Source organism: Kitasatospora sp. NPDC002965, assembly GCF_040611255.1.
GTDB lineage: Bacteria > Actinomycetota > Actinomycetes > Streptomycetales > Streptomycetaceae > Kitasatospora.
On the sequence record NZ_JBEXNT010000025.1, the window covers coordinates 1 to 19,051 of the forward strand.

General features: G+C 72.8%; 14 protein-coding genes. 8 read left to right on the forward strand and 6 right to left on the reverse strand.

From position 1 onward, the window contains the following. Positions 1–87 precede the first annotated feature (87 nt). The 3 genes from ABZY91_RS13225 to ABZY91_RS13235 form a co-directional block, all read right to left on the reverse strand. The gene (locus ABZY91_RS13225) at positions 88–1,773 is read right to left on the reverse strand and encodes a methylmalonyl-CoA mutase family protein (protein ID WP_329882987.1); all 1,686 of its coding nucleotides are present in this window, start codon (positions 1,771–1,773) and stop codon (positions 88–90) included. A gap of 233 nt (positions 1,774–2,006) precedes the next feature. Then, a complete protein-coding gene (locus tag ABZY91_RS13230; protein ID WP_355402119.1) occupies positions 2,007–2,348 on the reverse strand; it encodes a DUF3817 domain-containing protein in 342 nt (113 codons plus the stop codon). A gap of 75 nt (positions 2,349–2,423) precedes the next feature. Next, complete coding sequence (locus tag ABZY91_RS13235; protein WP_329952210.1) at positions 2,424–2,963, reverse strand: MarR family transcriptional regulator; 540 nt, start codon at positions 2,961–2,963, stop codon at positions 2,424–2,426. A 491-nt stretch (positions 2,964–3,454) separates the two neighbouring features. Between ABZY91_RS13235 and ABZY91_RS13240 the strand changes: the two genes are divergently transcribed. After that, a complete protein-coding gene (locus ABZY91_RS13240) occupies positions 3,455–5,092 on the forward strand; it encodes a M4 family metallopeptidase (RefSeq protein WP_355402122.1) in 1,638 nt (545 codons plus the stop codon). Between the two features lie 480 nt (positions 5,093–5,572). Continuing rightward, positions 5,573–7,186: a M4 family metallopeptidase gene (locus ABZY91_RS13245; protein WP_355402124.1), complete on the forward strand. Its 1,614-nt coding sequence runs from the start codon at positions 5,573–5,575 to the stop codon at positions 7,184–7,186. Between the two features lie 124 nt (positions 7,187–7,310). Here ABZY91_RS13245 and ABZY91_RS13250 read toward each other — a convergent pair whose 3' ends face one another. Then, on the reverse strand, positions 7,311–7,634 hold the full coding sequence (locus tag ABZY91_RS13250; RefSeq protein WP_355402180.1) for a DUF3817 domain-containing protein: 324 nt from the start codon (positions 7,632–7,634) through the stop codon (positions 7,311–7,313). A gap of 231 nt (positions 7,635–7,865) precedes the next feature. On the opposite strand from ABZY91_RS13250, the gene ABZY91_RS13255 reads away from it, so the two are divergent. The 4 genes from ABZY91_RS13255 to ABZY91_RS13270 all read left to right on the forward strand — a co-directional run bounded on the left by ABZY91_RS13255 (position 7,866) and on the right by ABZY91_RS13270 (position 10,822). Continuing rightward, the gene (locus ABZY91_RS13255; RefSeq protein ID WP_329882992.1) at positions 7,866–8,504 is read left to right on the forward strand and encodes an AIM24 family protein; all 639 of its coding nucleotides are present in this window, start codon (positions 7,866–7,868) and stop codon (positions 8,502–8,504) included. Beyond that, positions 8,504–9,154: an AIM24 family protein gene (locus ABZY91_RS13260; protein WP_329882993.1), complete on the forward strand. Its 651-nt coding sequence runs from the start codon at positions 8,504–8,506 to the stop codon at positions 9,152–9,154. Before ABZY91_RS13255 ends, ABZY91_RS13260 begins: the two co-directional genes overlap by 1 nt. A gap of 257 nt (positions 9,155–9,411) precedes the next feature. Further along, a complete protein-coding gene (locus ABZY91_RS13265; RefSeq protein WP_329883202.1) occupies positions 9,412–10,212 on the forward strand; it encodes an AIM24 family protein in 801 nt (266 codons plus the stop codon). 85 nt (positions 10,213–10,297) lie between these two features. Next, positions 10,298–10,822 carry a MarR family transcriptional regulator gene (locus ABZY91_RS13270; protein ID WP_329882994.1) on the forward strand — a complete coding sequence of 175 codons (525 nt, stop codon included), beginning with the start codon at positions 10,298–10,300 and terminating at the stop codon, positions 10,820–10,822. Between the two features lie 115 nt (positions 10,823–10,937). On the opposite strand, the gene meaB is transcribed toward ABZY91_RS13270, so the two are convergent. Beyond that, the gene (gene meaB, locus ABZY91_RS13275; RefSeq protein WP_329952213.1) at positions 10,938–11,894 is read right to left on the reverse strand and encodes a methylmalonyl Co-A mutase-associated GTPase MeaB; all 957 of its coding nucleotides are present in this window, start codon (positions 11,892–11,894) and stop codon (positions 10,938–10,940) included. Between the two features lie 79 nt (positions 11,895–11,973). After that, entirely contained in the window at positions 11,974–13,167 is a 1,194-nt protein-coding gene (locus tag ABZY91_RS13280) for an acetyl-CoA C-acetyltransferase (RefSeq protein ID WP_329882996.1), read from the reverse strand. A gap of 258 nt (positions 13,168–13,425) precedes the next feature. On the opposite strand from ABZY91_RS13280, the gene mce reads away from it, so the two are divergent. Further along, positions 13,426–13,869 (forward strand): methylmalonyl-CoA epimerase, encoded by a 444-nt coding sequence (gene mce / locus ABZY91_RS13285; protein WP_355402182.1) that lies wholly within the window; start codon positions 13,426–13,428, stop codon positions 13,867–13,869. Positions 13,870–14,469: 600 nt separating this feature from the next. Beyond that, positions 14,470–18,987 carry a hypothetical protein gene (locus ABZY91_RS13290; RefSeq protein WP_355402126.1) on the forward strand — a complete coding sequence of 1,506 codons (4,518 nt, stop codon included), beginning with the start codon at positions 14,470–14,472 and terminating at the stop codon, positions 18,985–18,987. The last annotated feature ends 64 nt before the right edge of the window (positions 18,988–19,051 follow it).

Genomic DNA, 19,051 nt, shown 5'->3' on the forward strand with positions numbered 1-19,051 from the left:
GTGGTGTTGCCGGGTACTGCGGTTCCAACCGTACGTGGACGCACACGGAGGTGCGGGGCGGCTCTCGGCCCGCCGGGGCGGGCGGGGTCAGAACCGGGCGGTCTCCCGGTAGATGCCCCACTCGTCGCGCAGCGCGTTGCAGATCTCGCCCAGGGTCGCCTCGGCCCGCACCGCGTCCAGCATCGGCGGGATCATCGACGCACCGGACCGCGCGGCGGCCAGCATCGCGTCCAGCCCGGCCCGGACCGCGGCGTCGTCCCGGGCCGCCTTGCGTGCGCCCAGCACCCGCACCTGCTCGCGTTCCACCTCGTGGCTGACCCGCAGGATCTCCAGCTCGGGGGTGACGCTGCGCGGGTGGCAGTTGACGCCGACGACCCGCTTCTCCCCCTTCTCCACCCCCTGCTGGTACTGGAAGGCCGCCTCGGCGATCTCGCCGGTGAACCAGCCGTCCTCGATCCCGCGCAGGATGCCGGAGGTGATCGGGCCGATCTCGTGGTCGTCCCGGCCCTTGTCGAGGATCTTCCGGAAGATCTCCTCGGCCTGCTGCTCGATCCGGTCGGTGAGCGCCTCGACGTACCAGGAGCCGCCCAGCGGGTCGGCCACGTTGGTGATGCCGGTCTCCTCCATCAGCACCTGCTGGGTGCGCAGGGCGATCTCGGCGGCCTGCTCGGAGGGCAGCGCCAGGGTCTCGTCCAGCGCGTTGGTGTGCAGCGAGTTGGTGCCGCCGAGCACCGCCGAGAGCGCCTCGACGGCGGTGCGGACGACGTTGTTGTACGGCTGCTGGGCGGTGAGCGAGACGCCGGCGGTCTGGGTGTGGAACCGCAGCCACTGCGCCTTGTCGGTCTTCGCGCCGAACCGGTCGCGCATCCACCGGGCCCAGATCCGCCGGGCGGCGCGGAACTTGGCGATCTCCTCGAAGAAGTCCAGGTGCGCGTCGAAGAAGAAGGAGAGGCCGGACGCGAAGTCGTCCACGTCCATGCCCCGGGAGAGGCCCAGCTCGACGTAGCCGAAGCCGTCGGCCAGGGTGTACGCCAGCTCCTGCGCGGCCGTGGCCCCGGCCTCGCGGATGTGGTAGCCGGAGACCGAGAGCGGCTTGTACGCCGGGATGCCCTCGGCGCAGTACTGCATGAGGTCGCCGATCAGGCGCAGGTGCGGCTCCGGGGCGAAGAGCCACTCCTTCTGGGCGATGTACTCCTTGAAGATGTCGGTCTGCAGGGTGCCGTTGAGCACCGCCGGGTCGACGCCCTGGCGCTCGGCGGCGACCAGGTACATGCAGAAGACCGGGACGGCCGGGCCGCTGATCGTCATCGAGGTGGTGACCTCGCCCAGCGGGATGCCGCCGAACAGCACCTCCATGTCGGCGGCCGAGTCGATGGCCACGCCGCAGTGGCCGACCTCGCCGAGCGACTTCGGGTCGTCGGAGTCGTACCCCATCAGCGTGGGCATGTCGAAGGCGACCGAGAGGCCGCCGCCGCCGGCCTCCAGGATCATCCGGTACCGCTCGTTGGTCTGCTGGGCGTTGCCGAAGCCGGCGAACTGGCGGATGGTCCAGGTCCGGCCGCGGTAGCCGGTCGGGTGCAGGCCCCGGGTGTACGGGTACTCGCCCGGCCAGCCGATCCGCTCGAATCCCTCGTAGGCCTGCCCGGGGGCCGGCCCGTAGACGGGCTCGACCTCGTCCCCGGAGAGGGTGGTGAAGTCCGCGTCCCGCTTGCGGGCGCTGTCGTACCGCTGCTGCCAGCGCTGACGTCCGCGCTCGATCTCCTCGGCGTCCATGACCCCGAACTCCGCTCCGTACGGCCGCCGCACCAGCGGGCGACACTGCTGTTAGGACGTCCTACTAATTTACTCGGACGTCCTAGTAATTGTCGACGGACGTCCGGTACGACATGCGGGGAATTCGGCGGCTTGACGGGCGGCCCTCGGACGGAACGGGGTGCGGCACGGGGTGCGGCACGCACGAGGGCGCCCTCCCCGACGGGGGAGAGCGCCCTGTGGAACACCTGCGGTCAGACGCCCGCGGGCTGGCGGGCGGCGTCACCGGACGGCAGCTTCGCGGCGGCCTCGGCGACCACCCTGCGCTCCGCGACGAAGGAGGCGAACGGGATGCAGCCGGCGGCCAGGGTCAGGATCATCCGGCCCAGCGGCCACTTGAGCTTCTGCCCGAGCATGAAGGTCACCACGAAGTACCCGATGTAGAGGTAGCCGTGCAGCATCGCCACGTACGTGGTCGCGTCCTCGGCCGCGTCGAAGCCGTACTTCGCCACCATGAAGCCGCAGAACACCAGCAGAGCCGCACCGGTCGCAATGGCCAGGGCCCGGTACCAGCCCAGCAGGGGGGTCGCCTTCATATCTTCAATCGCCTCGCTCGGCAGGATCGGGGGGCACGCCCGTTCCGCGCACCGCTCCCACGAGGGTAGCCGCCCTCACGCCCCGCCCCGCGCAGGCCCCTCGGCCTCCGACTCGTCGAAGTCGCCGGCCGCCACCCGCAGCGGACGCAGCAGGTCGAACACCTCGCGGCACTGGTCCGCGTCGTACTCCTCCAGGCCGAACTCCACCGACATCAGCCCGCGGGTGGCCTCCTCGACGACCTCGCGGCCGCGCGCGGTGATCGTCGCGAGCACGCCGCGGCCGTCCAGCGGATTGGGGCGGCGGGCGACCAGGCCGGCCCGCTCCAGGCGGTCGACCGTGTTGGTGACGCTGGTCGGGTGGACCATCAACCGCTCGCCGACCTTGGAGAGCGAGAGCTCGCCGGTCCGGCTGAAGGTGAGCAGCACCAGCGCCTCGTAGCGGGCGAAGGTCAGTCCGTACGGCTTGAGGACCGCGTCCACGCGGGCGAGCAGGATCTGGTGGGCGCGCATGATCGAGGTGATCGCCGCCATCGAGGGGACGGCTCCCCAGCGGCGGGTCCACAGCTCGTCGGCGCGGGCGATCGGATCGAAGTCGAGTGCGAGGGGCTTGGCCACGCCCTTACCGTACCGGCGGGTGGGGCTGGTGCTACCAGGCGTCCTGATGGTGGACAAGTGCGACACGTGGCGGGATCACGCCAGCCGGTCCACCAGGTCCGGACCAGGACGTTGCGCGGATGTGAACCCCCGCCAACCCGCAGGCCGGGTCCGGTGGTTGGCCGACGAACCGGCGTCCGGCCCGGGATCAGGCCTCGGTTCGGGCGGTAACCCGCCGCGCGAAGGGTGATCCGTCCCCTTTTGTCGCCCTGTTCACGATCCGCCGCATTGGCGAGACCTGGCCAATCGATGAAGCAGACCTGTCATTTCACTTGTTGGATTGTCATGCTTTCGCCCAGCCCCGTCCGGCGATCACCGCCCCCACTCACCGGTGACCGCCGGGGACCGCACGGAGCAGCACGTCAGCGCCCGTTCCGCCCCTCAGGTGCCAACCCCGGCACCCCGGAGCGAGGTGCGACCGCGCACACGCGGTTTTCCGGAAGGACCTGTACGTGAAGCGAAAGCTCGCAGCCGGCGCCGTACTCTCCGCCACCGCCCTCCTCACCGGCGTCATCCAGGTGAGCACCGCGGCCCAGGCCACCCCGACCCCGTCCGCCCAGGCGCAGGCCGCGCAGCACCGCGCCGACCTGATCGCGCTGGCGGGCGGCCAGTCCGGCCCGCTGGCCGGGGCGCTCGCCCTGGGCGGCCAGGAGACGCTGGTCGCCAAGGACGCCGTCGTGGACGCCAACGGCACCCGACACCTCCGCTTCGAGCGCACCTTCGCCGGCCTCCCCGTGCTCGGCGGCGACCTGGTGGTGCACCAGGCGCCCGACGGCGCGGTGAAGGCGGTCGACAAGGCCGTCGCCGCGCAGATCTCGGTGCCCAGCCTGACCCCCGGGATCCCCGCCGACCAGGCCGCCTCGCAGGCCACCGGCGCGGTGCAGTCCACCGTCGGCATAGCCGCCGACAAGGACGAGTCCCCGGTGACCGAGGTCCGCCGGGCGGGCGCCGCCCAGCTGGTCGTCTGGGCCGCCGACGGCAACCCGCGCCTGGCGTACCGGACCACCGTCGAGGGCCTCCGCGCCGACGGCACCCCGAGCAGCCAGCTGCTGGTCACCGACGCCGCCACCGGTCAGGTGCTCTCCAGCCACGAGCAGGTGCAGACCGCCTCCGGCACCGGCACCGGCGTCTTCGTCGGCAACGTCCCGCTGACCACCTCCACCGCGAGCGGCGGCTACTCGCTGAAGGACGCCTCCCGCGGCGGACAGTCCACCAGCGACCTCAAGGGCAGGACCTCCGGGTCGGGCACGCTGCTCACCGACGCCGACAACACCTGGGGCGACGGCACCGCCGCCAACCGCCAGTCGGCCGCCGTGGACGCGCAGTTCGGCGCCGCGGCCACCTGGGACTACTACAAGAACAGCTTCGGCCGCAACGGCATCAAGAACAACGGCGTCGGCGCCACCAGCCGCGTCCACTACGGCAAGAACTACGTCAACGCGTTCTGGAACGACTCCTGCTTCTGCATGACCTACGGCGACGGCGACGGCAACACGCACCCGCTGACCGCACTGGACGTCGCGGGCCACGAGATGACCCACGGCGTCACCTCGGCCACCGCCGGCCTCAACTACTCGGGCGAGTCCGGCGGCCTCAACGAGGCCACCTCGGACATCTTCGGCACCATGGTCGAGTGGTACGCCAACCTCCCCGCCGACAAGCCGGACTACCTGATCGGCGAGAAGATCGACATCAACGGCGACGGCACGCCGCTGCGCTACATGGACAAGCCCTCCAGGGACGGCGGATCGGCCGACTCCTGGTCCTCGGGCGTCGGCAGCCTGGACGTCCACTACTCCTCGGGCGTCGGCAACCACTTCTTCTACCTGCTGGCCGAGGGCAGCGGCGCGAAGGTGATCAACGGCGTCAGCTACAACAGCCCGACCTCCAACGGCTCGACCGTCACCGGGATCGGCCGCACCAAGGCCGCGGCGATCTGGTACCGCGCGCTGACCGTCTACTTCACCTCCACCACCAACTACAAGGCGGCCCGCGCCGGCACCCTCAGCGCCGCCAAGGACCTCTACGGCGCCGGCAGCACCGAGTACAACGCGGTGGCCGCCGCGTGGAGCGGCGTCAACGTCAACTGACGTCCGCGTGCCGGGCGCCCGGGGTCCTCACTGGGAGGGGAGGCCCCGGGCGTCCGGCGTTCCCGGACCTCCGCCACCGGCGGCCGCCGGGCGTCCACGCGCCGCCCGTACGCGCGAGCGCCGGGGGCGCGGGCACGGGCGCGCGGTAGCAACGGCCGCCGGGCCCGGCAAGGCCCGTCGGCTGGCGGGATCCCGCCAGCCGGACGAACCGTCCCGAACCGGACACTCGGCGCTCCGTCACCTCCCGCACCTGCGCGTGGCGGGACCTGGCCAATCGCCGGCCGCACCCTGTTCTTTCACAACCTGCATTGTCATGCTTCTGACCACGCCCCGTCGGGCGGCCGTCGCCCCCACCCATCGACGGACCGCCAGGCCGCACGGGACAGCACGTCAACGCCCTACCGCCCCACGGCGCCAACCCCGGTGCCCCGGTATGCGGCGTGACCGCGCACCCGCGGTTTCGTGGAAGGAACCCCGTACGTGAAGCGAAAGCTGACAGCCGGCGCCGTACTCTCCGCCACCGCTCTGCTGGCCGGCGCCATCCAGGTCGCCGCCGCCCCCGCCCAGGCCGCGCCCCCCGCGCCGGTCCAGCAGCGGGAAGCCCTGATCGCCCTGGCCGGCCAGCAGGCCGCGCCGCTCGCCCAGGCCCTCGCGCTCGGCGGCCAGGAGACGCTGGTCGTCAAGGACGCCATCGTCGACGCCAACGGCACCCGGCACCTGCGCTACGACCGGACGTTCGCCGGCCTGCCGGTGCTCGGCGGCGACCTGATCGTGCACCAGAAGGCCAACGGGACGATCACCTCCGTCGACCGCGCCTTCGACGGCCGGCTCTCGCTGCCGAGCCTCACCCCCGCGCTCTCCGCCGGCACGGCCTCCACCCAGGCGGTCGACTCGGTCCGGGCCACCGTCGGCATCGCCGCCGACGCGGACGAGATCCCGGTCAGCCGGGTCGACGGCGCGAGCCCGCCCACCCTGGTCGTCTGGGCGGGCGACGGCAGCCCCCGCCTCGCCTACCAGACGGTGGTCCACGGCGAGCGGGCCGACGGCACCCCGAGCAGCCAGCGGCTGATCACCGACGCCGCCAGCGGCAAGGTGCTCTCCACCCACGAGGAGGTGCAGACCGCGACCGGCACCGGCAAGGGCGTCCACGTCGGCTCGGTCACCCTGACCACCACCCAGAGCGGCTCCACCTACCAGCTCAAGGACGCGTCCCGGGGCAACCAGTGGACCGGGAACGCGAAGAACGGCAACGCGCTGTACACCGACGCGGACAACAACTGGGGCAACGGCCTCGCCTCCGACACCCAGTCGGCCGCGGTGGACGCGCAGTTCGGTGCCAGCGCCACCTGGGACTACTTCAAGAACACCTTCAACCGCAACGGCATCAAGAACAACGGTGTCGGCGCGAGCAGCCGGGTCCACTACGGCAACGCGTACGTCAACGCGTTCTGGCAGGACTCCTGCTTCTGCATGACCTACGGCGACGGCACCGGCAACTCGAACCCGCTGACCGCCATCGACGTGGCCGGCCACGAGATGGCCCACGGCGTCACCTCCGCCACCGCCAACCTCACCTACTCCGGCGAGTCCGGCGGCCTCAACGAGGCCACCTCGGACATCTTCGGCACCCTGGTCGAGTGGTACGCCAATCTGCCGGTGGACGTGCCGGACTACCTGATCGGCGAGAAGATCAACATCTTCGGCAACGGCCAGCCGCTGCGCTACCTGGACAAGCCCTCCAAGGACGGCTCGTCCAAGGACTCCTGGTACTCCGGCATCGGCGGCATCGACGTCCACTACTCCTCGGGCGTCGCGAACCACTTCTTCTACCTCCTCTCGGAGGGCAGCGGCGCCAAGGTGATCAACGGCGTCAGCTACAACAGCCCGACCTCCAACGGCTCCACGATCACCGGCATCGGCCGCGCCAAGGCCGGGGCGATCTGGTACCGCGCGCTGACCACCTACTTCACCTCCAGCACCAACTACAAGGCGGCCCGCACCGGCACGCTGAACGCCGCCAAGGACCTCTACGGCGCCGGCAGCACCGAGTACAACACCGTGGCCGCGGCCTGGAGCGCGGTGAACGTCAACTAGCGGTGAACGTCAACTAGTCGCCACCGGACCACTCCCGGAAAAGCGACAGGCTGCCGGGGCCCACTGGGAGAGGGGGCCCCGGCAGCCTGTCGGCGTTCGCGGCGGGGTCGGACCGGTCGGCGGCTCAGGCCGTGACGGGCTTCCCGACCGGGCCGCCGGCGCGCTCCTCCTTGGCGAGCATGCGCTCGGCGACGAAGCCGCCGCCGGGGAGCACCGAAAGGATGAACAGCACGGCGCCGCGCTTGACGTCCCACTTCTGCGCCTGCCAGGCCATGATCCAGAAGACCACGTACAGGATGAAGAGGATCCCGTGGATCATGCCCATCACGGGCACGCCGTTGAAGCTGGTGGTGCGCTTCAGCACCGAGCACAGCAGCAGGAGGAGGAAGGAGACCCCTTCGGGGCCGGAGACCAGGCGCAGGCGGTGGACGGCGCTGCTGTTCACGATGGGTACCTCGATGCGGGGGTCGGAGATCACTTGTGAATCGACTCACAAGCGTCCGGCCCATTATCACCGAGCACATGTCCGGGTCCTCGGCCGGGGTCCGGAGCAGGGGTGCGGCGCAGGGGTGCGGAGCCGGGTCCGGAGCGGAGTCCGGACCCCCGCTTTGTCCCAGATGCGTACCAGAACACCCCCACCCCCTCCCCCGGGCCGCCCGCGGCCCGCTAGATTGCGCCCGTGGCACAGTTTCGACTCCAGGGGTCCAAGGTGCTCGCCGTCGACATGACGGGCGACGCCGTGAAGGCCAGAAACGGCTCAATGGTCGCGTACACCGGCCAGATGGGCTTCAAGAAGCTCAGCGGCGGCGGCGACGGCCTACGGGGCATGGTGACCCGCCGGTTGACCGGCGAGCAGATGACGGTCATGGAGGTGAAGGGACAGGGCACCTGCTACTTCGCCGACCGCGCGACCGAGATCAACCTCGTGCGGTTGAACGGCGAGACGCTGTACGTCGAGTCCGACAACCTGCTCTGCACCGAGGCGACGCTGAAGACCGGTACCAGCTTCACCGGACTGAACGGCGTCTCCTCCGGCAACGGCCTGTTCACCACCAAGGTCGAGGGCCACGGCTGGGCCGCGGTCACCTCCAAGGGGCCGGCGATCATCCTCCGGGTCACCCAGGGCATGCCCCTGCGGGTCGACCCGGGTGCGTACGTGGCGCACACCGGCAACCTCAACCGCTCCATCAAGTCGGGCGCCGGCTGGAGCACCTTCATCGGCGAGGGCGGCGGCGAGGCCGTGCAGGTCGAGTTCGCCGGCGAGGGCCTGGTCTACGTGCAGCCGTCCGAGAAGCTGACCGTCGGGGGCGACGTCTGATGGCGTTCACGAAGATCAACAGCAAGATGATCGAAGCCGTGGTCGTTCCCGGCCAGCGGCTGTTCAGCCAGCGCGGCGCGATGCTCGCGTACCGCGGCGAGGTCCGGTTCACGCCGAACATCACCGGCGGGCAGGGCGGGGTCATGTCGATGATCGGCCGCCGGGTGGCCAACGAGGACACCCCGCTGATGAGCGTCGAGGGCCACGGCAGCGTGATGTTCGGCCACGGCGGCCACCACGTGCAGGTCATCGACCTCACCGGCGACACCCTGTACGTCGAGGCGGACCGGCTGCTGGCCTTCGAGGGCTCGCTCCAGCAGTCCACCATGTTCATGGGCTCGCAGGGCGGCGTGATGGGCATGGTCCGCGGCCAGGTGACCGGACAGGGCCTGTTCACCACCAAGCTGGACGGCCACGGCGCGGTGGCGGTGATGGCGCACGGCGGCGTCTTCGAGCTGCCGATCACCCCGCACCAGCCGGTGTTCGTCGACCCGCAGGCCTACGTCGCGCACCGCGGCCAGGTCCAGAACAAGCTGTCCACCGCGCTGGGGTGGCGCGACATGATCGGGCGCGGCTCCGGCGAGGCGTTCCAGCTGGAGCTGTCCGGGAACGGCGCGGTGTACGTGCAGGCGAGCGAGGAGAAGCTCTGATGTCCTACCCGCCGCAGCCCCCGTACGGGCAGGACCCGTACGGGCAGCCCACCCAGCCCGGCTACCCGCAGCCCGGCTACCCCCAGCAGGGGCAGCCCTACCCGCCGCAGGGGTACCCGCAGCAGGGACAGCCCTACCCGCCGCAGCCCCCGCCGGGCTACCCGCAGCAGGGGTACCCGCCGCCCCCGCAGCAGGGCTACCCGGCCCAGCCGCCGCAGCAGTACGCCCAGGAGCAGTTCGGCGGCGCCCAGGCCCCGCTGCCCAAGGCCCAGGACGGCTCCGGCCCGGTGGTGCACGACGTGCACAGCCTGCCGGTCAACGACAACGTCAACCCGTACGCCTTCTCGGTGGACCTCAACGGGTCGTACTTCCTGCAGAAGGGCAAGATGATCGCCTACTACGGCGACATCTCCTTCAAGGGCGTCGGCGCCGGCGCGATCGACCGGATGCTCGGGCAGCACTTCAACTCGCCGATGCACGCGGCGGACTGGGTGGTCGCCGAGGGCCGGGGCAAGCTGCTGCTGGCCGACCGCGCCTTCGACCTGAACTCCTACGACCTGGAGGAGGGCAACCTGACGGTCCGCTCGGGCAACCTCCTCGCGTACGAGCCCACACTGCGGCTCAAGCAGTCGATCATCCCCGGGTTCCTCACCCTGATCGGCAGCGGCAAGTTCGTCGCCGCCTCCAACGGACCGGTGCACTTCGTCGAGCCGCCGATCCGGGTGGACCCGCAGGCACTGGTGGGCTGGGCGGACTGCCCGGCGCCGTGCCACCACTACGACCACGACTACATGCACGGGGTGATCGGCGGCATCCGCCGGCTGACCGGGCTGGGCGGGGCGTCCGGCGAGGAGCACCAGTTCGAGTTCATCGGCGCCGGCCAGGTGCTGCTGCAGTCGACCGAGGTGCTGATGGCCGAGCGCGCGGTCGGCCAGGTGCACGCCGAGGCCGGCGTGCCGATGGGCGGGGTGCCGCCGCAGCACGCCCAGGGCCACGGGGGCCCGAACGTGCCGGGCCTCGGTAACCTGGGCGACCTCGGACGCCGCTTCGGACTCTGAGCCGCCCTGGCCGGATCCGTACGCCGGCGTTCGTGAACGCCGGTAAATTCGTACAACATTGAACTAATTGGGGTATGCTGTGTCCATGGACACGCACACGATCGCCCCGGCCGACGTCTCCTCCTCGCAGCCCGCGGGCCCCGAGGAGGAGACCCCCTGGCTGTCCTCCCGGGAGCAGCGGTTGTGGCGGGCCCACCTGGAGGTCGCCAAGCTGCTCGACTACCAGCTCGGCCGCGAACTCCAGCCGCACAGCCTGGCGATCAACGACTACGAGATCCTGGTCGTGCTCTCCGAAGCCCCCGAGCGCCGGATGCGGATGACCGACCTCGCCACCGCGACCCTCCAGTCCAAGAGCCGGCTCTCGCACCAGATCACCCGGATGGAGAACGCCGGCCTGGTGCTGCGGCAGGAGTGTCCGGGCGACCGCCGCGGCCTGTACGCCCACCTCACCGAGCAGGGCTGGGAGACCATGCAGCGGGTCGCCCCGGACCACGTCCGCAGCGTCCGGGCGCACTTCATCGACCGTTTCACGCCCGAGCAGCTGGACGCGATGTACGAGGCGCTCGCCCCGGTGGCCGAGCACCTGCGCGGGCTCCGCGGCCGTTCCTGACCCGGCCCCCGAACCACCGCGCGACACGGAACCGCCGCGCGGGACGGAACGAACCGCCGCGCGGGCCGAAGGCCGGCGCCCCGCACGAGGGGTGCCGGCCTTCCGCACGGACCGGTCAGGCCGCCGTGAGCCCCGCGACCAGCCGGTCGGCCGCCCCGTACGGGTCCAGCTCCCCGGCCACCACCCGCTCGGCCAGGGTCGTCAGGTGCCGGTCGCCGCGCAGGTCGCCGATCCGGGCGCGGAGCGCGGCCAGCGCGATCGCCTCGATCTCGTCGGCCGCCCGGCGGCGGCGGCGCACGGCCAGCTCACCGTGCTCGTCCAGCCAGGCGCGGTGCTTCTCCAGCGCCTCGACCACCTCGTCCACGCCCTCGCCCCGGGCCGCGACGGTCTTCACGATCGGCGGCCGCCAGTCCCCCGGCTCGCGCGGCCCGCCGAGGCCGAGCATGTGGTTCAGCTCCCGGGCGGTGGCGTCGGCGCCGTCCCGGTCGGCCTTGTTGACCACGAAGAGGTCGCCGATCTCCAGGATCCCGGCCTTGGCGGCCTGGATGCCGTCGCCCATGCCGGGGGCGAGCAGCACCACGGTGGTGTCGGCCTGCGCGGCGATCTCCACCTCGGACTGGCCGACACCGACCGTCTCGACCAGGATGACGTCGCAGCCGGCCGCGTCGAGCACGCGCAGCGCCTGCGGGGCGGTCCAGGAGAGGCCGCCCAGGTGGCCCCGGGTGGCCATCGAGCGGATGAACACCTCGGGGTCGGTCGCGTGGTCCTGCATCCGGACCCGGTCCCCGAGCAGCGCGCCGCCGGAGAACGGCGAGGACGGGTCGACCGCCAGCACCCCCACCCGCTTGCCCAGCCGCCGGTAGGCGGAGACCAGCGCCGAGGTGGAGGTGGACTTGCCCACGCCCGGCGAGCCGGTCAGCCCGACGGTGTAGGCGCGCCCGGCGTACGGCGCCAGCGCGGCCATCACCTCGCGCAGTTCGGGTGCGGCGTTCTCGACCAGCGAGATCAGTCGGGCTACCGCCCGCGGACGGCCCTGCCGGGCCTGCTCGACCAGCGTCGGCACATCGATCATGGGTAGCTGCTCCTTGCGCCGAAGGGCTGCGGCCCGCTTGTGGCGGTCCGCAGCCCCTGAGTGGGTTTCCTGTGACGGGTCAGGCCTTGGGAACCCGGACGATCAGCGCGTCGCCCTGGCCGCCGCCACCGCAGAGCGCGGCCGCGCCGACACCGCCGCCGCGGCGCTGGAGCTCCAGCGCGAGGTGCAGCACCACCCGTGCGCCGGACATGCCGATCGGGTGCCCGAGCGCGATCGCGCCGCCGTTGACGTTGACGATCTCCGACGACACCCCCAGGTCCTTGGTCGACTGGTGGGCGACGGCGGCGAAGGCCTCGTTGATCTCGATCAGGTCGAGGTCCCCGACGGCGATGCCCTCCTTGGCGACCGCGTGCCGGATCGCGTTGGACGGCTGCGACTGCAGCGAGTTGTCCGGGCCCGCGACGTTGCCGTGCGCGCCGATCTCGGCGATCCAGCTCAGGCCCAGCTCCTCGGCCTTGGCCTTGCTCATCACGACCACGGCCGCGGCGCCGTCCGAGATCTGCGAGGAGGTGCCGGCGGTGATGGTGCCGTCCTTGGTGAAGGCCGGGCGCAGCCGGGCCAGGCCCTCGGCGGTGGTGTCGGCGCGGATGCCCTCGTCCTGGCTGAACAGGACCGGCTCGCCCTTGCGCTGGGGGACGGCCACCGGGACGATCTCGGCGTCGAAGACGCCGTCCGCCTGGGCCTTGGCGGCGCGCTGGTGCGAGGCGGCCGCGATCTCGTCCTGGACCTCGCGCGGGATGCCCAGCCGGGCGTTGTGCTTCTCGGTGGACTCGCCCATCGGGATGTTCTCGTAGGCGTCGGTCAGGCCGTCGTGGGCCATCGAGTCGAGCAGCTCGATCGCGCCGTACTTGTAGCCCTCGCGGGACTTCGGCAGCAGGTGCGGGGCGTTGGTCATGGACTCCTGGCCGCCCGCCACCACGATGTCGAACTCGCCGGCCCGGATCAGCTGGTCGGCCAGGGCGATGGCGTCCAGACCCGAGAGGCACACCTTGTTGATGGTGAGCGCGGGGACGCTCAGCGGGATACCGGCCCTGACGGCGGCCTGGCGGGCCGGGATCTGGCCGGCGCCGGCCTGCAGCACCTGGCCCATGATCACGTACTGGACCTGGTCGCCCGTGACACCGGCCCGCTCCAGCGCCGCCTTGATCGCGAAGCCGCCGAGTTCGGCGCCGGAAAAGCCCTTGAGCGAACCGAGCAGCCGACCCATCGGGGTCCGTGCACCGGCAACGATCACAGAGGTGGTGTTGGTCATAGGACGGGCCCCTTCGCACGTCGTGGCCAGGTGAGGATGCCGCTCAATGTACTGACCTGCTACCCGCCCGTCACCGGACCGACCGTGTGATCGAGCGCACTGGCACCCTCCAGTCAACACCGTGTCAACCCGGTCCGGGTGAACCCTTGCCGCCGGGCCTCCCGTGTGAGCAGGCTCGCACCGGGATCGCTGGCGCCGCGGACCCGCATGCGCTGCACTGTTGCCGTCCTGTCACCCGCGCCGCATCCGGAGGCCACCGTGCTGACCCGTATCGACCACATCGGCATCGCCTGCCACGACCTCGACAAGACGGTCGAGTTCTACCGCTCCACCTACGGCTTCGAGGTGTTCCACAGCGAGGTCAACGAGGAGCAGGGCGTCCGCGAGGCCATGCTCAAGATCAACGACACCGGCGACGGCGGCGCCTCCTACCTCCAGCTGCTGGAGCCGATCCGCGAGGACTCCCCGGTCGGCAAGTGGCTGGCGAAGAACGGCGAGGGCGTCCACCACATCGCCTTCGGCACCGCCGACGTGGACACCGACTCCGAGGAGATCCGCGCCAAGGGCGTCCGGGTCCTCTACGAGGAGCCGCGGATCGGCTCGATGGGCTCCCGGATCACCTTCCTGCACCCGAAGGACTGCGGCGGCGTACTGACCGAGCTGGTCACCGCCGCGAAGCCGGGCGAGCACGAGGCCCACTGAGCGACGCCGGGTGCCGCCGGGCGGCGGCACCCGGCTCCTCCCCGCCGCTTCCCGGCCACTTCGGCGCCTCTCCCCGGCCCCGTTCCCGGCGACTCCTCCGGCACTCCCCGGGCCCCCCGGACGCCCGTCCGCCGCCGCGCCACCGCCCCTCCACGCTCATGACCCGTCGGTAACCTCGGGCGGCGAGCCGGAAAACCCCCACGCGGCCATTCCCCCGCAAGGCGCTCCCACTACAATGCCCAGGTGCGCGAAGACTCCGGGGGACGGGGACGACGGGCACGGCCGAAGACAGGCCCGTCCGCCCCGGTGGGAGGCCCGTCGCAGGGGAGTCCATTTCGCGGGCACGGCTGAACAGTCGCAAGACGGATCTGTCACCATTCTCCACAAGGCAAGAGTTCGCCCAGGAGTCCACCCGGACGGGGGAACGCGGATCGACCGCGCTCCCAAGCCCCGGACTCCCACGACCGCGGCAGGTGCCCCCAAGGACGGGGCCGCCCGCACGAGCGCGGATGCAAGGACCAGTCGGACCAGCGCCCGGACAACGGGAGCACCGGACCGGCCGGGTCGAGGACGCGACCAGGAGATGGATGGGACCGCGGAGTGCGGGGCTACGACCGCTACGAGGTTGACGACCACCTCTCCCAGTTCGAGGCCGACATGGATCGGACTCGGAAGGAACGGGAAAAGGCAGTCGAGCATGCCGAGGACCTCGCCTACCAGGTAGAGGTACTCCGGGCCAAGCTGCACGAGTCCCGTCGCATGCTGGCCCAGCCGCGCGCTTTCGACGCCGTTTCCGGCCAGGCCGAGCAGATGCTCCGCACTGCCGAGATGCAGGCGCAGCAGCTGCGCGCCGACGCGGAACGCCAGCTTCGCGACTCCCAGGCCGCCACCCAGCGCATCATGGCCGAGGCCGCCGAGCGCACGGCCCGGCTGGAGGCCGAGCTGGCCGCCCGCCGCCGCCAGCTGGAGGACGAGCTCGCCGAGCTGCGGCGCAGCGCCGAACAGCACGTCAACGAGAACGTCAACTGGGCCGAGCAGACCCGGGCCGGCACCGAGCAGGAGGCCCAGCGCCTCCTCCAGGACGCCCGCGCCGAGGCCGACCGGATGATGGCCGCTGCCCGCGCCGAGGCCACCGCCCTGGCCGACCAGGCCCGGGCGCAGACCGCCGCCGACGTCGACGCCGCCCGCGGCGAGGCCCACGCCGCCGCCGAGGCCGCCCTCCAGCGCGCCCACACCGACGCCGAGCGGATGCTGCGCGCCGCCTCCGAGCAGGCCCAGCAGGCCGGCGCCCAGGCCGCCGCCGACGTCGACGCCGCCCGCGGCGAAGCCCAGCAGCAGCTGGCCGCCGCGCACGTCGCCGCCGAACAGCAGCTGACCGTCGCCCACGCCGAGATCGGCCGGCTCAAGGAGGAGGCCTCCGCCGAGCAGGCCCGCGCCGAGCAGGCGCTCGCCCACGCCCAGGCGGAGATAGCGCGGCTGCGCGCCGAGGCGATCGCCGAGGCCGAGCGGGCCCGCCAGGAGGCCGCCGAACTGCGGGCCCGGGCCGAGGTCGCCGCCGAGCAGCTCCAGGCCGACGCCGAGGCCGCCGCCGAGCGGAAGGTCGCCGACGGCGAGGCCGCCAGCGAGCAGCGCTCGCAGACCGCCCGGGCCGAGGTCGCCCGGATGGTCGCCCAGGCCACCAAGGAGGCCGAGGCGATCCGCGCCGAAGCCTCCACCAAGCAGGCCCAGGCGGAAGCCGCCAAGGCCGCCGCCTCCGAGGAGAGCGAGCGGCTGCGCGCCACCGCCGAGTCGGTGGCCGGACAGCTGCGCGCCGAGGCCGAGGCCGCGATCGCCGAGCTGCGCGGCCAGGCCGAGCGGGACGTCGCCGAGCTTCGGGCGCACGCCGAGGCCACCGCCGCGCGGCTGCGCGGCGAGGCCGAGGAGGCCGGCCGGGCCGCCGGCGCCAAGGACGCCGCCGTCCACCTGGCCAAGGCCGCCAAGACCGCCGAGGAGATGCTGGCCCGGGCCGGCCGGGACGTCGAGGCGACCCGCACCGAGGCCACCACCGAGGCCGAACGGATCCGCACCGAGGCCGCCGCCGAGGCCGAGCGGCTGCGCGAGCAGGCCCGGGCGGCCGTCGAGGCCGCCCAGAACGCCGCCCTGGACGACGCCGCCGCCATCCGCGAGCGGATCCAGGAGATGCAGGACGAGGCCGCGCGGCTGCGCGCCGAGGCCGAGGAGCTTCGCGCCCAGGCCGCCGCCGAGGCCGACCGGGTGCGCGGCGAGGCCCGCCGGCAGGCCGCCCTGCAGATCGAGGAGTCGGCGAAGAACGCCGAGGAGCTGCTCACCAAGGCCAAGTCCGACGCGGACGAGCTCCGCGCGGGCGCGGCCGGCGAGATCGAGCGCCTGCGCGCGCAGGCCAAGGAGCAGGCCGCCGAGACCCAGGGGCGGGCCGAGCAGACCCTGGAGCGGGCCCGCACGGAGGCCGCGAAGATCACGGCCACGGCCGAGCAGCAGGGCCGGGGCGCGCTCACCGCGGCCAAGGCCGCGGCTGCCGAGAACCGGGCCGCCGCCGAGCGCGAGACAGCCGAACTGCGCCGCGAGGCACACGAGTTCGACCAGCGGGTGCGTGCCGAGGCGGGCACCGCCGCGGAGGTCCTGCGGGCCGACGCGGAGGCCGAGGCGACCTCCGTCCGGGACGCCGCCGTCGCCGACGCGGAGCGGCTGAGGACCGAGACCGACACCGAGGTCGCCCGGAGCCGGGCCGAGGCCGAGGCCGCCGCCGAGGCGCTGCGCGAGGAGAGCCGGCGCGAACGCGAGGAGGCGTCCGCCGGTCTGCAGCGGGAGCGCGAGGAGACCGCCGAGCACCTGGCCGCCGCCACGGCGGCCCGTGAGCAGGCGGAGCAGGCCGCCACCGAACTCACCGACCGCACCGCCACCGAAACCACGGCACTGCGCGAGGCCGCCGACGCACACGCCACCCGCGTCCGCACCGAAGCCGAACAAGCCGCCACCGAACTCACCGACCGCACCACCGCCGAGACCGCCCGGCTGCGGGCCGAGGCCGAGCAGACGCTGGAGGCCGCCCGGGCCGCCGCCGAGCGGCGCCGGGCCGAGGCCGAGAAGGCCGCCAAGGAGGTGCGCGAGCGGGCCGAGGCCGAGCTGGCGCTGGCCGACGAGCAGGCCGGGACGGTCCGCGCCGAGGCCGGCCGGGAGCTGTCCGAGGCCCGCGCCACCGCCGATTCGATCCGCGCCGAGGCGGGCGAGGTGCTGGAGCAGGCCCGTCTGGACGGCGAGGACCTGATCGCCGCCGCCGATCTGGAGGCCGCCGCGCTGATCGAGGCCGCCGAGGAGGAGGCCGCCGAGGTCCGCCAGTCGGTGGCCGGCCTGCACGCGACCGCCTCGCAGCAGATCGCCGATCTGCGGGCCGCCGCCGAGCGGGAGGCCGCCGAGGTCAGGGAGCGGGCCGAGCAGGCCGCCGCGGACCTGCGCGACACCGCCGACCGGGAGACCACCGAGCAGCGGGCGCTCGCCGACCGCGAGACGACCGAGCTGCGCGAGCGCACCGACCGCGCGGTGGCCGAGCTGCACGACGCCGCCGACCGCGAGACCACCGAACAGCGGGCCCTGGCCGACCGCGAGACCGCCGAGCAGCGGGCGCTCGCCGACCGCGAGACCGCCGACCTGCGCGCCCGGACCGCCGCCGAGACGGCCGCCCTGCGTGAGCAGACCGAGCTTGAGCTGACCGCCGAGCGGGAGGCCGCCGACGCCGAGCTGTCCCGCCGCCACGCCGAGGCGCACGCCTACGACCAGCAAGTGCGGGCCGACGCCGAGGCCGAGCTGCACGCCGCCCAGGAGGCCGCCGAGCAGCAGCGCGCCGAGGCCGAGGCACTGGCCGCCCGGACGGTGGCCGCCGCCGGGGACCGGTCGGCCGCGCTGGTCGCCGAGGCGGAGGACTTCGCCGCCCAGCTGCGTGCCGAGGCCGAGGAGTACGCGTTCGCCACCCGCAGCCTCGCGGACGACTACGACACGGCGACCCACGCCCGTGCCGACGCCTTCGACGCCGAGATCCGCGAGGCCGCCGAGCACTTCGACAAGGCCACCCGCGACCAGGCGAAGTCGGTCCTGGAGAAGGCCTTCGCGGACGCCGAGTCGCTCGGTGAGGACGCCCAGACCACCGCGCTGGCCACCACGGCCGCCGCCGAGGAGCAGGCGGACGCGATGGTCGCGGCCGCCCGCAAGGAGGCCGACCGGCTGGTCGGGACCGGCGAGGCGGCCGGTCAGGACGCGGTCGAGAAGGGCCGGGCCGACGCCGACGCGCTGCTCTCCGAGGCCCGCCGGGACGCCACGGCGATCCGTGAGCGTGCCGAGGAGCTCCGCGAGCGCACCGACGCCGAGGTCGAGGCCCTGCACGAGCGCGCCCGCAAGGAGAACGCGCAGGCCATGAAGTCGGCCGGCGAGCGGGTGGACGCGCTGGTGACGGCCGCCCAGGAGCAGCTGACCGAGGCCGAGGAGCAGGCGGTCGCCACCGTCGCCGAGGCCGAGGAGCGGGCGGCGGCGCTGGTCACGGGCGCCGAGGACCGCGCCAACGAGCTGACCTCGGAGGCGTCCGCGGAGGCCAGCAAGGTCCGGATCTCGGCCGTGCGCAAGGCCGAGGGCCTGCTCAAGGAGGCCGAGACCAAGCTCTCCGACTCGACCAGCCGCGCCGAGGCACTGATCATCAAGGCCGAGGCGAAGCTGAAGTCCTCCCAGGACGAGGCGGAGGAGCGGCTCGACTCGGCGGCGACCGAGGTGGAGAAGCGGCTGCGGGCCGCCGACGAGGCCGCGGACGAGCAGGTCGAGCTGGCGAAGGCGGAGGCCGAGCGGCTGCTCGCCGAGGCACGGGCCGAGGCGAAGCGGGTCACCGACGAGGGCCGTCGCGAGTTGGACGAGCTGGTGCGCCGCCGCAAGGACATCAACACGGAGATCTCCCGCGTGCAGGACGTGCTGTCCGCGCTGGAGGCCTTCGAGGCGCCGTCGCCGGTCGCGCAGGCAAACGGGGGAAGCACCACCAAGAAGGACGGGGGTGCCAAGGCCGGTGCCGGAGTTGGCGCTCCCCGGTCGAGTGGCAATCGCTCCAAGAGCGCACCACCCGATTGAGCGGACATTGTCCGCGAGACAACGGCGTTTCGCCGTCGACACTCCGGTACCGTGTCAGGATTCC